The 14,653-nt window shown below is 52.1% G+C and carries 21 protein-coding genes; 10 read left to right on the top strand and 11 right to left on the bottom strand.

What is annotated here, in order from left to right; all coding sequences use genetic code 11:
* Position 1: 1 nt before the first annotated feature.
* From NTE_RS10330 to NTE_RS10315, 4 genes are all read right to left on the bottom strand, one after another.
* Positions 2-616 (bottom strand): nucleotidyl transferase family protein, encoded by a 615-nt coding sequence (locus NTE_RS10330; protein WP_148700942.1) that lies wholly within the window; start codon positions 614-616, stop codon positions 2-4.
* A 64-nt stretch (positions 617-680) separates the two neighbouring features.
* Entirely contained in the window at positions 681-1,013 is a 333-nt protein-coding gene (locus NTE_RS10325) for an AlbA family DNA/RNA-binding protein (protein WP_148700941.1), read from the bottom strand.
* An 85-nt stretch (positions 1,014-1,098) separates the two neighbouring features.
* The gene (locus NTE_RS10320; protein ID WP_148700940.1) at positions 1,099-1,575 is read right to left on the bottom strand and encodes an Lrp/AsnC family transcriptional regulator; all 477 of its coding nucleotides are present in this window, start codon (positions 1,573-1,575) and stop codon (positions 1,099-1,101) included.
* A 160-nt stretch (positions 1,576-1,735) separates the two neighbouring features.
* A complete protein-coding gene (locus NTE_RS10315; RefSeq protein ID WP_148700939.1) occupies positions 1,736-2,236 on the bottom strand; it encodes an Lrp/AsnC family transcriptional regulator in 501 nt (166 codons plus the stop codon).
* A gap of 203 nt (positions 2,237-2,439) precedes the next feature.
* Here NTE_RS10315 and NTE_RS10310 point away from each other — a divergent pair, with 203 nt between their 5' ends.
* From NTE_RS10310 to NTE_RS10285, 6 genes are all read left to right on the top strand, one after another.
* Positions 2,440-3,012 carry a hypothetical protein gene (locus NTE_RS10310; protein ID WP_148700938.1) on the top strand — a complete coding sequence of 191 codons (573 nt, stop codon included), beginning with the start codon at positions 2,440-2,442 and terminating at the stop codon, positions 3,010-3,012.
* 52 nt (positions 3,013-3,064) lie between these two features.
* Positions 3,065-3,556: a hypothetical protein gene (locus tag NTE_RS10305; protein ID WP_148700937.1), complete on the top strand. Its 492-nt coding sequence runs from the start codon at positions 3,065-3,067 to the stop codon at positions 3,554-3,556.
* 36 nt (positions 3,557-3,592) lie between these two features.
* Positions 3,593-4,573, top strand: a complete 981-nt coding sequence (locus NTE_RS10300) for a class I SAM-dependent methyltransferase (protein WP_148700936.1) — start codon at positions 3,593-3,595, stop codon at positions 4,571-4,573.
* 118 nt (positions 4,574-4,691) lie between these two features.
* Positions 4,692-5,081: an META domain-containing protein gene (locus NTE_RS10295; protein WP_148700935.1), complete on the top strand. Its 390-nt coding sequence runs from the start codon at positions 4,692-4,694 to the stop codon at positions 5,079-5,081.
* A 41-nt stretch (positions 5,082-5,122) separates the two neighbouring features.
* The gene (locus NTE_RS10290) at positions 5,123-5,374 is read left to right on the top strand and encodes an Lrp/AsnC family transcriptional regulator (protein ID WP_148700934.1); all 252 of its coding nucleotides are present in this window, start codon (positions 5,123-5,125) and stop codon (positions 5,372-5,374) included.
* A gap of 48 nt (positions 5,375-5,422) precedes the next feature.
* Positions 5,423-6,334 carry an SIS domain-containing protein gene (locus tag NTE_RS10285; protein WP_148700933.1) on the top strand — a complete coding sequence of 304 codons (912 nt, stop codon included), beginning with the start codon at positions 5,423-5,425 and terminating at the stop codon, positions 6,332-6,334.
* Here the strand turns inward: NTE_RS10285 and NTE_RS10280 are convergent.
* Complete coding sequence (locus NTE_RS10280; RefSeq protein WP_148702128.1) at positions 6,324-7,121, bottom strand: sulfurtransferase; 798 nt, start codon at positions 7,119-7,121, stop codon at positions 6,324-6,326. The genes NTE_RS10285 and NTE_RS10280 overlap by 11 nt on opposite strands.
* A gap of 144 nt (positions 7,122-7,265) precedes the next feature.
* Here NTE_RS10280 and mntR point away from each other — a divergent pair, with 144 nt between their 5' ends.
* On the top strand, positions 7,266-7,652 hold the full coding sequence (gene mntR, locus NTE_RS10275; protein ID WP_148702127.1) for a transcriptional regulator MntR: 387 nt from the start codon (positions 7,266-7,268) through the stop codon (positions 7,650-7,652).
* A gap of 4 nt (positions 7,653-7,656) precedes the next feature.
* Here mntR and NTE_RS10270 read toward each other — a convergent pair whose 3' ends face one another.
* Complete coding sequence (locus tag NTE_RS10270; RefSeq protein WP_226986954.1) at positions 7,657-9,477, bottom strand: PINc/VapC family ATPase; 1,821 nt, start codon at positions 9,475-9,477, stop codon at positions 7,657-7,659.
* A gap of 117 nt (positions 9,478-9,594) precedes the next feature.
* On the opposite strand from NTE_RS10270, the gene NTE_RS10265 reads away from it, so the two are divergent.
* The 3 genes from NTE_RS10265 (at position 9,595) to map (ending at position 11,634) form a co-directional block, all read left to right on the top strand.
* The gene (locus NTE_RS10265) at positions 9,595-9,936 is read left to right on the top strand and encodes a P-II family nitrogen regulator (RefSeq protein WP_075054098.1); all 342 of its coding nucleotides are present in this window, start codon (positions 9,595-9,597) and stop codon (positions 9,934-9,936) included.
* A 67-nt stretch (positions 9,937-10,003) separates the two neighbouring features.
* Positions 10,004-10,702, top strand: coding sequence for a matrixin family metalloprotease (locus tag NTE_RS10260; protein ID WP_075054099.1), 699 nt, complete (start codon positions 10,004-10,006; stop codon positions 10,700-10,702).
* A gap of 35 nt (positions 10,703-10,737) precedes the next feature.
* Positions 10,738-11,634 carry a type II methionyl aminopeptidase gene (map, locus tag NTE_RS10255; RefSeq protein WP_075054100.1) on the top strand — a complete coding sequence of 299 codons (897 nt, stop codon included), beginning with the start codon at positions 10,738-10,740 and terminating at the stop codon, positions 11,632-11,634.
* On the opposite strand, the gene NTE_RS10250 is transcribed toward map, so the two are convergent.
* Genes NTE_RS10250 through NTE_RS10230 form a run of 5 tightly spaced genes read right to left on the bottom strand, consistent with a single transcriptional unit; the run spans position 11,631 to position 14,577 of the window.
* Complete coding sequence (locus tag NTE_RS10250; RefSeq protein ID WP_075054101.1) at positions 11,631-11,837, bottom strand: hypothetical protein; 207 nt, start codon at positions 11,835-11,837, stop codon at positions 11,631-11,633. The genes map and NTE_RS10250 overlap by 4 nt on opposite strands.
* 1 nt (position 11,838) lies before the next feature.
* Entirely contained in the window at positions 11,839-12,993 is a 1,155-nt protein-coding gene (locus tag NTE_RS10245; RefSeq protein WP_075055977.1) for a DUF1512 domain-containing protein, read from the bottom strand.
* A gap of 41 nt (positions 12,994-13,034) precedes the next feature.
* The gene (locus NTE_RS10240) at positions 13,035-13,265 is read right to left on the bottom strand and encodes a hypothetical protein (protein ID WP_144239470.1); all 231 of its coding nucleotides are present in this window, start codon (positions 13,263-13,265) and stop codon (positions 13,035-13,037) included.
* A gap of 50 nt (positions 13,266-13,315) precedes the next feature.
* The gene (locus tag NTE_RS10235) at positions 13,316-13,585 is read right to left on the bottom strand and encodes a hypothetical protein (protein ID WP_075054103.1); all 270 of its coding nucleotides are present in this window, start codon (positions 13,583-13,585) and stop codon (positions 13,316-13,318) included.
* A gap of 47 nt (positions 13,586-13,632) precedes the next feature.
* Positions 13,633-14,577, bottom strand: coding sequence for a coiled-coil protein (locus NTE_RS10230; protein ID WP_148700932.1), 945 nt, complete (start codon positions 14,575-14,577; stop codon positions 13,633-13,635).
* Positions 14,578-14,653 lie beyond the last annotated feature (76 nt).

Raw genomic sequence — 14,653 nt, 5'->3', positions numbered from 1 at the left:
CTTACTTGTAGCCTTCCCGTGGAAACTTCATGCCCATGACGCGCATCGTTGCATCGTCTTGTTCTCTTGCAAACTTTTCCACCACGGACCAGTTGCGCTCTATCGCGTCAACCACCTGTGGGGGCACCATTTGGCGCCACTCTCCACGGTCGCCCTCACGTGCTTCCCTGTAGAGCATCTCCTTGACCGATGTTGCCGATATTTCAAGCCTGTCGGCCTTCAGCGGGTTTAGCCTGTAGATCTTGAGCATAAGGCGCTCGGCCTTGTCGCCTGTGTAGGACACAAACTTGCCCTCCTTTACGTGCGACACTATCTGGTTGCGTAGTTCCCACGATTTTGAGGAAAGAAGAGGAGGCAGGTATTTCGCAAAAGGAGCGTAGAAGGTATAGTCTGGCAGGACCGTGACAGAGTTGCCAAACAACGCCTCGACCATTTCCTTGCGCTGCTCAAACGAAAACGGAAAGCTCTTGGTGTTTATTTCCCTGTTGTCTTTGATAAAGCGCACGGGAAAGACATAGACAGAGTAGTCGCGCTCTAGCAGAGAGGATATTATCGACTCGTGTGCCTTTGTCACAGGGTTTAGGTGTGCAAGGTACAGGACGGCGGTTCTTCCCATGCTCTGCCGCTCACGTTAGATTAATGCCCATATAAAAAGTGGAAAAAGAACTCGTACGGCCGGCTCAGGCCTTTCTGATCTCGATTTCAATCGTTGAAACGTTGCGCGTCCTTCCGTCCTCCGACTTGACAGTCTCGGAGCCTATCCTTACGTCGCCTATCTTGTAGCCTGCGCTTTCCATCCTCTTGATCGTGATCTGCGACACGTCTACAGCCCTGCCGATGCTCAATCCCCTTGCTTTTATCGTCACCTTCGGCTGGTTTGCCAGCTGGATGAGCGTCGAGGTGACGTATGCCATGAGCGGTTTTTTGCCGATGTAGATTGTGTCATGTGGTCCATCTCTCGAACCCTGTGGAGCGCTTGAATCCTGCGGTGTGCTTGGTTGTGCTTCAGACATGGAGCGGAGTGGTCGTAGGGCTAATTTAAGCTATGACCGCTCCTCATGATCGATTTTTTCCACGTAGGGCAGTATACGCACATACTCAGGTCTGGGACGAAAGAATGGTTTCGATGCCGGCATCGGTTGGTCCAAAGTCTCTTACGACTTCAGACCATTTCACGCACCTTGCGGAAGAAATGGATCTTATCCCGTCCATCAGGTTGAGCAGCTCCCGCGAGTCCCTGTAGAACACGGTAGCCACGATATTTGCCTGAGGGTCGCCGATTCTCAACGACGTGCTGATAATGTTCTTGCCAAAGTTGCGCAAAAGCTCCGATACTGCTTCGCCGCAATCCCCGTCTACAGAGATCATCAGGTCGGCCCTCCGCCAGTGAAACATGCTTATGTTTATGTAGTATTTCTTTTTCAGTATCGTATGTTCTAGCTTGGCACGTCTTCTCTGAATGGTTGAAAGCGGGCTATCGTATTTGCTTGCAAGAAATGTGCTCTTGACTTCGGCATCCTTTATCATCTCCTTGATTATGCCAATATCGAGGTCATCTAGCACAAGCTTTCCCACTTGGTCCGATTGTTGAGATACAAAATTGCGATTCTTCCCCACGTTTGACATTTTATGTCAGATAGTAAACCATTTAAAATGCATAAGTATTAAATCTTTGTTGTATCTGATACCATATGTCAACTGGCTAGCTACAACAGGTCAACAGATGCAACGTTCTTCACGGCAGCGCGGAAATCACGTTCTTGTTGTGAACAGGCACCGCGTATACTTCTTGCGACCACGTGACGCGGTCAATGCCCTCGATGTTCCATATTTTCGAGATGGTCTCAAGAACGTCAGTGCTATCGCCATAGACGAACTCTGCCACTATGTCAGAGGTGCCCAGGTGGACCGCAACTGAGATTATCCCGTCGATTTCTGCCAGCTTTTGCGCAGCCAGGGACACATCGCTACTCTTGACGCTTGCGTGAATCATGCCCTTGTTGTAGCCAAGTTTCTTGTAGTTGGGCTCTATCTTGTTTTTAACGATGTCTTTTGCAAGTATCATCCTCGTCCTGCGCTGGACCGTGCTCAGCGGCACCTTTAGCTCTTTTGAGATTTGCTTGTTGTCACGTCCGGATACCAGCAGGCTGATTATCTTGAGGTCTAGCTCGTCTATTCTTACCAGGGATTTGTTATTCAGGTCACGTGTAAGGATAGTTTTGGTGTTTTTCCTCAACCACTATGGTACATAACACCATCCAGATATACTTATTTGCCTAACTTTTGACTGGAAAATGGGTTTTGGCATCATAGACAACTGTAGCCGGTGCCTTCTGCCTAGTTTTCGGGCAACTCTTTCCATCTTGACTATGGCATCATGGGCCCCGGACAAGTTTTCAGTTAAAATACCCCACGATGCAAAGCATATCATCGCTGGACATGATGATGAGGAGGAGGATGGCGACGCAGAGCATAGTTGTGCTTTTGTGCGCAGCTTTTGTCCTTGGAGCTGCCGCCCTTGCAGTCCCGGCGGCAGCAAACACGGCCGCATATGCTCAATCAGGGATGAGCATAGAAGTAAACGCGCCAATACTCAAGGTCAAGCCCGGCGAAAGCGCCGTCAAGAACATAGTCGTGTACGGCACGGGTGCAGACAGCATGAAGATAACGAATATCACCTTTGAAAAGGGAAGAGAATTTTTCCGGCTTGGCAACGCGCTGCCCGAGCAGGCGACCCTTGACCCTGCAACTGGCAAGCTCAAGGCAGAGGTGCCGCTGATAGTTACCCTGCCTCCAGAGATACTAAAGGACGCCGAGTATCCCTTTACCGTTACCGCTGCTTCAGGTCAGTCAAGCGTGCAGGCCGACTCGCACGCCCTTGTCGTGGTCGTCACTGCGGAAAAGCCTGCAGATCCCATGTCAGACGCAATGGTGACAGTCATGTACATTGTAGTCGCCGCAGGCGGCGTAGTATCCATCATCGTGTACAAGAGAATGGCGTCCAAGAAATAATCATAGCGTACAAATACGCGCTTGCGTGTACACACACAGCTGCAAAAGTATCGTGGGCAAAGAAAAAATCAAGTGGAAGATAGAATACGATTATACGTATTACAAGGTCTACGACAACAAAGGGACGCTTGCCGGTTATTTTTTCCCGCATTATAACAAAAGCACGGAATCAGAGGATGAAGAGATTGACAACGATGACGCAATAGAAAAGATGAACAAGAACCACGAGCAGGTGTCACAGGGCACGCTACTTGTCCCGATGACCAAGCTCGACCTCCTTGACCACGAAGAGGGCATTGGCATCGACCATGCAATTGCATCACTTGACGCAAACCTTGTCCGGACAAGATTCTGGAAGGACTGGCTTGCCAGAAACGCAAAAGAGCTGTCGATTTACGGCGCAAGGGTCTACACCGCAAGGGAAGACCGCAACATGCTGTCTGTGGCAATCGGCATCGCCGGCAACATTACGCTAGGCGAAAAAGAGGTCAAGGAATTTCTCACTCCCCTCCTTGACAGGCTGCACGATGATTCCCTGCTCTAGGTTATATAGGGTCTTCAGGAAGAATGCATATCATCCATGAAGGTCCAGTTTGCGCACCATCTAGTTTGCCTGCAGCACAACGACAAGCAGATCAGGCTGGTGCTAGAGCCCCTTGCCACTGACAGCAAGAATGAAAACGAATGTACGGAGGGCTTTTTAAGGTGTCCCGAGTGCGGCGCCCTCTATCCTGTCATTCAGGGAGTGGCAATAACGGTCAGGGATTTTGCTTCCTACGCCGCGGCAAGGTCGCAGACTTTTGGCCGGTGGCTCCTTGGCGCAGGCACCAAGGAGATGAAGGAATTCCTGAAAGAAAAAGGGTCAAAACTGTCGCCTGACACCGCAAACGACAGGTACGAGGAAGGCGGGAGCTGGTTTGTCCCGTACAGGTGGACCCAGTACGAGCACACGGAGGAAGACCGCTTTATACAGCACATGAGGTGGCGCCTGCGCCCAAACGAAGTGTACAACCGCGTCGTGCACGGCATAAACCCCGACATGGACGGGGTCGCCCTTGACATGGCGTGCTCTATGGGCTACAGCACGCTGCTTCTTGCACAGAAATACGCATTTGCAATAGGCATCGACCTGTCGTTTTCGTTCATAAGAGAGGCGCGCAAAAAAATGCAGGAGAAAAAGCTTGGAAACGTCGAGTTTTGCGTCGCAGACTCGCTTGCCCCGCCGTTTCACCCAAACAAGTTCGACCTCGTGCTTGCGATAAACCTGCTAGAGCTTGTCGACGCTGAAAAACTCCTTGCATCCATACACAGGATGCTAAAGCCCCATGCAAGCACAATCATTGCCGACCCGTACGACTATAACCGCGACCCGCCTCCGAAAAAATCGTACGACGGGCAGTCCTTCCGCAGACTGGTGGAAAACTCGGGCTTTGAGATCTTTGAGAAGAGCAGCAAGAACGAGTCGTACATACCATGGGTGCTCAAGGTGAACGAGCGGGCGTACCTCTACTACTTTGTGGACTATTTGAAGGCACAAAAAAGATCAAAGGAAAAGTTCTGACAAAAATTCACAATACCTAATATAGCAAGGTAGTTGGATCAGGATTACGAAAAAATCCTACATAATTGTCACTACTGCTGCAGGAGTTGTCATACTTGCTGCTTTGCTGGCATTTAGCATGAAGGGTAATAGTAATGCGACAAATGAAGAATTGACGGCCTATGCATGGCAGATGCGTTCGTTCAGCCTCGATGGACACGACATTATTGACGTGAGGGATTATGAGATTGCCTTGTCCGTCAACAGGACGCAAATAGACGGAAGAATATGCAACGGATTTGGAGGAAGCGTGCAATATGTCAATTCATCAACTATCAAGGGCCAGCAAATAGCCTTCACCACTGCACTATGCACCGCGCCAACAAGAGGGCCGATAATGATGGAAGTAGAAGATGCATTCAAAAATGGGCTGAATAACGGCATGACAATATCAAAAGAAGGCGATACCCTAGTACTAAAGGACGTCGTTACAAACTCGACATTCACGTACGGCAAGCCTCAACAGTGACCCGATCTGTTTAATAGCACGGTCACTTTAACGGCGGTCATATGCCAACTGCATACGTGCTCATCAACTGTGATCTGGGTTCAGAGGAGGAGATAATAAGAGAACTGAAAAAGATGCCAGGAACGATAGAGGTAAGCGGCGTGTATGGCGTGTACGACATCATCGCCAAGGTCAGTTCCGACAGCATGGAAAAGCTGCGAGAGACCATCACCTGGCATGTACGCAAGATAGACAAGGTGCGCTCTACTTTGACCATGATAGTGATAGAGGGTCAAGGAGAGAAGAAAAAGTAGCAACAACAGGCCAACTTTTTATTATCTCCCGATTTCTTTTCTGTTTTATTGAACTCCATAGAGGCAATGGCGCAGGATGTCAGGCGCCAGCTTGACGACCTTCCACGGCTTGTACTGCCTGCTCCTGTAGAGAATAATATTGCCTTTGTAGGGTCCGGCGACTCGTACGCCGCAGCCCTTGCAGCCTGCCACCTTTCATCAGGCCAGGCCACGTGCTGGCATCCTGCCGACGTTGTTTTCAATCCCTTGCTGCTGGCGGGCCGCAGTGCATATTTCGTTTCAATATCCGGCAGGACCCGCGCCAACGTCCAGGCTGCAAGCGCAGCAAGAAAAGCAGGCATTGCTACTGTTGCATTAACGGCTGACAAGAAAAGCCCGCTTGCAAGAGCCTGCGACAGCGTCTTTGAACTTGACTTCAAGGGGGCAGGCAGGACGTCAGGTACAATTGGCTTTGCCGCAAGCGTGCTTGCCTGCACGCACCTTGCCACGCAGGGCAGGATAGGCTGCCCTGCAAACCTGAAAGAAATCTATGCCAAGGCGTCAAGGGCGGCGAGCAGGCTTGCAGACAAGATATCCATTGCAGGCTCTACAATCATGCTTGCAGACTCGTTTCTCTATCCTGCAGCAATGTATGGCGCGCTAAAGTTCAACGAAGTGTTTGGCTCAAGGGCGCAGGCATACCCTCTTGAGGAATTCTTTCACGCCCCGCTTTTTGGGCTCAAACGTAGTGATCAGGTCCTTGTCCTTGGCACCAAAGACAAAGATGCAGCCCTTGCAAGACGCATTAGAGGATTGTTTGTGGACTGCACAACAACGCCGGCGCCTGTCGAATCGCTGTTTTACGCCATGTTTTTCATCCAACATCTTGTACTTGCAATTGCAAGGAAAAGAAAGCTAAAAGAGTGCTACTTTATACGCAACAAGAAACTGTTGAGGACAAGTTCAGATGTCATTTACTGACTACAGGCAGGTCCGGCCTGTTGCCCCATTCGCCCCAAGAGCCAAGGTACATCTTGACGTTTTTGTAGCCAAGCATCTTTAGCACGACAAAGCTGTTCGCCGCCCTGTAGCCTCCCTGGCAGTAGGTTATCACCTCTGCATCTTTTGGGATTTGCGAGTACATCTTGGCAAGATCGTCTGTGCCCTTGAAGGCAGAATCCTTGATGTTGTCGTTCCAGTCAATGTTTATCGCCTTTGGTATGTGGCCTGCGCGTGCGGCCCTGACCGCTGTCCCGTCAAACTCTTCCTTTGAACGCGCATCAAGGACTATGGTCTTTTTCTTTTTTATCGCGGATTTTATCGTGCCATAGCCGGCAAGGATCTTTGGGTCCGGCCTGCCTTCAAACTTGGAATGCACAAACGGGTTTGTCTTTTCTTCTAGAGGAAATCCTTTTGCCTTCCATGCCGCAAGCCCGCCGTCAAGCATCGCCACATTGCTGTGCGAGAAATAGAGCAGGAGCCACACGCCCCTTGCCGCCGACGGCCCCGAAACGTCGTCGTAGAAAACCACGAACTTGTCCTTTGAGACGCCGATGTTTGACAGCAATATTCTTGTCTGCTTGTTAAACTGCCGGATGCCTTCTTTTGATGTGTCTATCCAGTGAAACTGCATGAGGTCGATGTTCACTGCGCCCGGCACGTGGCCTTCAGCATAATCGGAAAACGGCCTTGCGTCTATGATGAGCAGGCTCTTGTCCTTTTTTCTGGTAATGCGGGCGTTCAGTTCCTCTGGTGATATGACGAGCATCACTGCAAAGTTTTTTTACAATGTTAATATTTATTTCCGTGGGCATGACCTCCATTATGTGGAGCCTCCACGTTGGCTAGGAAAAAGACGGATCAAAAGGGCGACCGCCTAGAGTCCATCCGCGACGCGCACAACGCCGAAAAGATGGCAAGGACGACCCGCATGGAGGACTACCTCGAAGTCATATACGAGCTTATCCAGCACAAGGGCTATGCGACCACTGTTGACATCTCTAACTACCTTAACGTCAGCTCGCCAAGCGTCACAAAAATGCTGCAGCGCCTGAGCGAGAGCGGCCACGTCAACTATGAGAAATACCGCGGCATAACTCTGACTGAAGCCGGCGTGGCAGTGGCCAAGAACATGCATGACAGGCACGGCGTGCTTGCAGAATTTCTGATGATGATCGGAGTCGACGAGGACACTGCAAACCGCGACGCGGAAGGGATTGAGCACCACCTGCATCCAGAAACCCTCAAGAAACTGGAAGAGTTTGTCAAGCTGGCAAAGAACCAGGGGCTTTTCCGCTAGAGATCTAGCGCTTGCTCAGAAACATCCGCATTTCCTGTCCCGAGACAACCGCGTTGAACACCTGCTTGCCGGCTTCAGACCGTTTGTCTATCTTGACCCGTGCCTTTTTGCCCACCTGGCTGCTCATGATGTATTCGTCGTCGATGTAGAGGTCGACTGAGCGCCCTATCACTTCCTCGTCTACAAGAAGGGTTATCGCAGAGCCAGACTCGCTCACCTCGAAGGGGACCTCTTTTCCAAGGGTCGGCGTCTTGACCTCGACGTCGATGTGGACACCAAGCTCTTCCTCAAGCTCGTTTATCGTGGAACCGCCCCTGCCGATTATCTTGGGCGCGGCATCCTTGCTTACTTTGACCTGCACCCTGTTCTCAGACAGTATGTTCACTTCTGCCCGGGGGTCGAACCGGCGCACGACGTCCATAATCTTTGACTGCGCAAGCTTTTTTATCCCTGACTCGTCTGAGCCGCCTCTGGCCTTTGACACGGGAACCACGACGTTTTCCTCGCCGTAGGTGTAGATTTCGTATTCAACGGCGCCTGACTCGAAATCGCGCACCTCAACAAGGGGCCTTGCAAGGTCGGCCTCTGTCATGCCGCTTGGCACCTTGACCGTCAGGCTCAGTTCGTAGACCTTGTCTATCCTGCCCTCCTTGACAAAGATGATGGTGTCAAGTATGTGTGGGATCATGCCCAGTTCCACCTTGCCCATGAACCGCTGGACGGCGTCAAGCGGGCTTGAGGCGTGCACGACTCCGACCATCCCAACGCCGGCAAGGCGCATGTCTGCAAACACCTGAAAATCCTGCGCCCTGCGCACCTCGTCGTAGATTGTGTAATCGGGCCGGACAAGGAGCAAGATGTCTACTGCCTTTTCAAAACTCCCCTCAAGGGGTCCGTATTGCGTCACCTCCTCTGGCACCTGCAGGTCTCGGGGCGACTCAAACGTCTTGACTATCTTGCCTTTTTGCGCGTAAAATTCCGCCAGGCTGCTTGCAAGCGTGCTCTTGCCAGAGCCGGGCGGGCCGGCTATAATGATGCCCTCGGCCTTGCCAGACAGCCTCTCCATCAACTTCTCGCTTGCGTGGTAATCTGCAAGGGCAAGCCTGACAGTTGGCCTCACTATGGTTACTTCAAAGCCGTCAGAAAACGGCGGCCGGGTTATCGCTATCCTGTACAGGCCAAACTGGATTACGGTTGCGCCGCTTCTGCTTATCTCCACGGTTCCGGTGCCGCTCACCCTGCTTGCCTCGGATATCTCTTTTACCATTTCGTTAAGCTGCCCATACGTGCTCTTGGCAGAGCCTACCTGCACCAGTTGAAAGTTGCCCGGCTTGCCCCTCTTGGCCATTGGCACGACGTTTTCCTTGAGGTGCACGCTCATGGTCGATTCGTCAAAGAACTTTTCAAACGCAAGGTCGGCTGTCTTTGTAGGCGCCCGTATGTGGCGCGACTTTATCCCCTGCGCCTCCGCGACCAGTGCCTGCACATAATCTGCAGTGAGGAGCGTTGCTGACTCGTTCATCGCCACGTCCTTTATTATGGCGTCTATCCTGCCGTGCTTGGCAAGCCTGATGTCGTTTATGTCCGGCCTTGCGCCGGAGAACCTCACGGTTATGTCGCGCGCAGAAGCAAGCTCGCGCATTTTCTTTATCTCGGCAAGGCCCACAAAGCCGTGCTCCTTGTTTGTGGACGCCTGCGCCTGCAGTTCGTCAAGGACTGCAAGCGGGATTATTATCTCGCTCTTGTCCTCAATGTCGCCGGCCTCCAGCATCTTTGTTATCTCGCCGTCGATTATTATGCTCGTGTCAAGTACAAATTTTGCCACGTGGTTTTCTCCCGATTGGGGATTTAAAAAGACTGTCGACAGTGACTTGTTATCATAAAAATTGTACATAGAGATAATAACAAAGAATTTAAGAATGTTCAAGCATAGGCCTCTAGAATGAAAAAGCTCGAGGCAATCATACGCTCAGAAAAGATGCCAGTAGTCAAGGAGAAGCTGAGGCAGCTTGGAATAGGCGGCATGACCATCTACAACGTTTCTGGATGGAGCAAGCAGCGCGAGCTCCACCTGCAGTGGAGGGGACAGCCGGTGGCCTACGACCTTCTGCCCAAGATCAAGTTTGAGATACTCGTGCCAGACGCGCAGCTGGACCAGGTGATACAGGCGGTAGTTGAGTCCTCGCGTACAGGCGAGCACGGCGACGGAGTGATATTCGTGTCCACAGTCGAGCAGGCGATAAACATCGCCACTCTTGACAAGGGCGACAAGAGCATTTCTTAAGAAAAAAAGGAAAAGAAGAGAAAGAAAGGATAAAAGCGATAGCAGGCAAGGAAAAGCAGCACACACATTGCTACGCGTCCTTGTACCTGCTTTTCTTTTCATTGCGACGCTCCTTTCACTTGTCCTTTTCCTGCCTTCTGCGTCTGCAGTGCAATACTACAAAGAGCAGACGGATTTTACAGAGACCAAGGTCCCGACTTCAGGCTTTACCTGGAGCGACAGCCTGCACGTGTGCATATTCAAGCAGGCCGGCGTCCCAAACTCGTACTACGCATGGGCAAAGCTTGCGGTGCAGGAATGGAGGCAGGCTCTGCGCGAATACACGGGCGACCAGCAAGGGTGGACCATGACTGCGCGCTATTCTCCAAGCGAGTTGCAGATGGGGGGCTGCAACGTCAGGGTCCACATCTACAACACCTACAAGGACTTTCCAGAATACCCCAGGCAGACGGGCGCGTACACCGCGGTGCAGTACACAGGTGGTGACGCTGAAAGCGCAAACGTCTACCTCTCGCCGCAGGTGCTCCACGGCGACGGCAAGACGGAGATAAAGCTGCCAAACTATGCATTTCGCAACTCTGCGGTGCACGAGATGGGCCATGTGCTAGGCCTTGGCCACATGGGAACGGAAAAGGGCTACTTGATGTCGCCCGTGTTTGACTATTTCGAGCACAGCGACCAGCTCCCAATAACGACATTGGAACTATCTGCGCTGGTGGGGCTGTACGGGACAGACGGCTTTGAGCGCACAATCTCTATATTATGATAAGATGGTTCAAGAAATGAGAGAGAAAAAAGAGAATGAACGCTGAGAGCTATCTAAAAGCAGGCAAGATAGCGGCACAGGTAAGGGAAGACGCAAGGCGCAAGTACCACGTCGGCTCGACCCTCCTTGAGGTCTGCGAAAAGGTCGAAGCCCAGATAAGGGCGATGGGCGCACAGCCGGCGTTTCCCGTAAACGCCAGCCTCAACGAGATTGCCGCGCACTATACCGCAGAGCCGGGCGACCAGACCACGGTAAAAGAAGGCGACGTGCTAAAGATAGACATCGGCGTCCACGTCGACGGCTACATCGCAGACACGGCCGTGACTGTATGCTACGACCCGAAATTCGACTCGCTTGTCAAGGCGGCCGAGACTGCGCTTGCAGAGGCGGTGCGCATGGCAAGGGCCAACACCAAGGCAAGCGACATCGGCCGGACAATCGAGACCATGATTGGCAGGATGGGGTACAAGCCCATACAGAACCTGTCGGGGCATTCTCTGCAGCAATACACCATACACGCAGGCAAGTCGATCCCAAACGTCTGGACGATAGGCTCGTCGTTTGCGCTCCAGCCTACAGAGGCATACGCGATAGAGCCGTTTGCGACCACAAAGGACGGCATGGGAGTTGTGCGAGAAGGAAAGGTCAAGAACATCTTTGGGATAACCTCAAGAAAGCCAAGCAAGGACAAGGATGCAGACAGCCTTTTGGAAATCATATGGAACCGCTACAAAACGCTCCCCTTTGCGCTCAGGTGGCTGACGGACGCTTTTGACGACGAAGCAAGGCTGCGCAGGACCATAGACGTGCTGATAAAGAAAAAGAACATCCACGCGTACCCGATACTGGTCGAGGGCCACGGCAGGATGGTCGCGCAGGCAGAGCACACGCTCATACCAAACGAAAGCGGCTCGACAGTGATAACAATCTAGGAAGAGTCTTTGTCAGGCGGGTACTCGCCATAGACGGCACTCACCATCGTTGACGACGAGCCGCATTTCTTGCAGGTGGAGCCATTGCGAAAGACATAGTCGCCTTCTTCAAAAGGCCGGCGCATCTTTTCCCCGCAGACGCTGCAGGTTTCTTCCGTGTATATCGTAGGGGGAACTTCTTTTTTCTTGCCAAACAGTATCATTTTATTGCGCCACTCCCATCGTATTGCCGACGCCTATTACCAGCACGGACTGGCCTTCTTCTGTCTTGTCCTCGATTATCGCGTGCACAGTGTCTGTGACTTTGGCAAACGAGTCGGCAATTTCCTTTCGCATGACAGTGATGGCATCCTGCACCGACTGTTTTACAATGACCGCGTATAGCGGTATTTCAAACCGGGTGGCGACCTCTTCTATCTGGTATTTTTCCACGCCGATGCCCCCTATGGCCGCGCCGATTCCTTCGGCAACGTCGCCGGTCTTTTCCCCTTCCAGCTTGAGCGCAGCGTCTATCATAACTATTGCGTCGATTTTTATCCCAAGGTCCCCCACGAGGCGCGAAATTGCCTCGCCCGGCCTGCCGACCGTGCCTGACGGCCCTTCCGCCTTTAGCAGGTACAATTTCCTGCCTGCGTGCTCACCTTCTGCGTAGACGGTTTCCTTCGCTGCAGGCATTTTCTCCTTGCCAAGCATCATCCTGCCGACCACCATCGGCCCGATGCCGTCGCCTATCGGCTGGCCCTTTTCAAAGGCGCCCATAGCCTTTTTCATCGCGGTGGCCTCTTCAATCAAAAGTGGCATCACCATCTGCAGCTGCACCAGCACGAACATGCTAGTCGTGCGCTTGCCCATCAGGAAATAGTGCCTCACCACCTTGTAGATCATGTTGAGCGCAGTCGCGGCTTCAAGTATGTTCTCTATCTTTGACAGCTCGTAATCGCCGACTCCGGGGCATATCTTGCGGACCTCCGCGCGCATACGCTCGTCCTTTGTCCGAATGACGTGCTCGACCTTGCGCACGACCCCGCTTGGGTCCATGTCGACGGGCATTATAGTGAAGTATTCCAAGAATTTGTCGATCTTGGCTGACGGGTCGGCAGCCTTGTCCTGAATAACGCTTTTGACATAGTCTATTGCATCGCGCCGGGCGCCATCCTTCATATCCTTCAGTTTCACCAGCGACTTTGACACCTCCCCCAGTATCACCTTTGACTGCATCTTTTGGCCGTACATCATGAAAAACGGGATTATCGCAAGCGAGATGATGTATACCCAGACCAGCGGGTTTGCTGGGTCAAATTCGCCAGGGTCCGTCAGCCCTCCAAGTTGCCCGAACAGGACAGAAAAAAAGTCAAGCATCTGTGTAACAAGCACGGTGAGAGGCAAAGAGCAATTAAAGGTTACTTACCTGCTGCGCCAGCTCTTTTGGAGGCAGCAGTGGCGCGCTTTGCGGCTGCTGTTGTTGTGGAGGGTTGCGCCGCCACATTCTTTTTCTCAACATGGCACTTGCAAGCGCATTTCATCATTCGCATGTCAAATGAGCAGTCGTGGTCAGGGCCGCACGACTCGCCGACCGGCCACTCGCCGGGGCAGTCCACGTGCCTGTCGCGCTTGCAAAAGAACGTTAGCATATAGCCAGAATTGCTGTTGCTCAAAAGCCGATTTAATGTTTTTGCTTAAATCAGAACTGGATGTTAAACAGCTGCGGCGCGTATATCGAGCCCTCTCGCACGCGCTTTACCTTGGCAACTGACAAATAGTGCGGCCAGATGGTTGCCATGATGCTTCCTTCCGGCACTCCCACGGGGTCAAGGAGCACCACGATATCGCCCTCGCTCACGCCCCGCTCGACAAGTTTTTCTTTTGAAATCGCGATCAGGTCTTCGGGCATACCCGAGCTGTACAGGTAAACCTTGCCCGTGTATTGCAGTTTATCTTCTCCTTCCGACATCAGCGTACTGTGTTTAATGAGGCTGGCACAAAAATGTTTGTCTGCTTTTATTCCTGTGCGGAATCGCCGAATATCAGCTTCATTTCGTCAAACGTCAGTTTCTCGCCGGAAGACATCTTTTTCATCGCGGCTTCTTTTAGCGCGTTCCAGCGCTCCTGGTACTCCTTGTCGCGCCTTACGCGTTCTTGCATGGCCTCCTGCCTTGCAACCCTGCGCTCTTCCATCTCCTTTGTCTTTTTCTGCCTTGTCTCGCTCTGGGCCATGCGGTTCTTCTTGAACGCAATGGCATTGAGCTGCGTCTCTATCATTTCGAGTTTTGCTGCCGCTTCGCGCACGGTGTGGATGACCTGCCTACGCTCTTCGTAGAGTGCCTCGCGCGTGTTCACCAAGCTTTCGATGCTTTCCTTGAGCTTGCCTATCTTGTTGCCAAACTCTTCTTTCTGGCGGAAGATCTTGTTGACGCGGCCTTTCAGCTCGTCGTACTGGGTGGACATTTCGCGGTACTGGTCCTCCTTTTTGTGCATCATCTTTAGAGTGTGAAGTTTTGTCGCAATTTCCTTTGAACGCGCGACCAGCTTGCGCTCCTCCTCCTTGGACAGCTTTTTGGTCTGTATGTCGCGCTCTATCTGCTCAAGCGCCTTTGTAAGGCCGTGGATTTCGTTTCTGTCCTTGCGGGACTTTGCCTGGCCGACCTTGTCGTCTAGCGACTTCATCTGGTTCTTGGCCTCAATGAGGCTGTTGCGCAATTCGACAAACTTGGGGTAATCGGCATCCTTTTCCTCATTGACGCCCTTGAGCTTGGCGCGCAGCTCGTCAAGCTGCATTCTTTCCTCGTCTATCTGCTTCTTGACGGCTTCAAGCCGCGTGTTTATTTCCTCGATTTTCTTGTCGCCTTGCTTTTGCTCGTCGACTACTGTCTTTTTGAACTCAAGCAGAGTCTTCATGTTCGGATCCGCTTCAGGATTGTTGTTTGCTGTTGTTGCTGTACTCAATGTAGAGATTGCACCATTATCATCACGATGAGGGGGTTGCCCACGTCACGTAAGGGGGTTGTATTAGCTCCAAAAA

Source organism: Candidatus Nitrososphaera evergladensis SR1, from assembly GCF_000730285.1.
Lineage (GTDB): Archaea > Thermoproteota > Nitrososphaeria > Nitrososphaerales > Nitrososphaeraceae > Nitrososphaera > Nitrososphaera evergladensis.
This window is presented reverse-complemented; position numbering and strand designations above follow the sequence as displayed.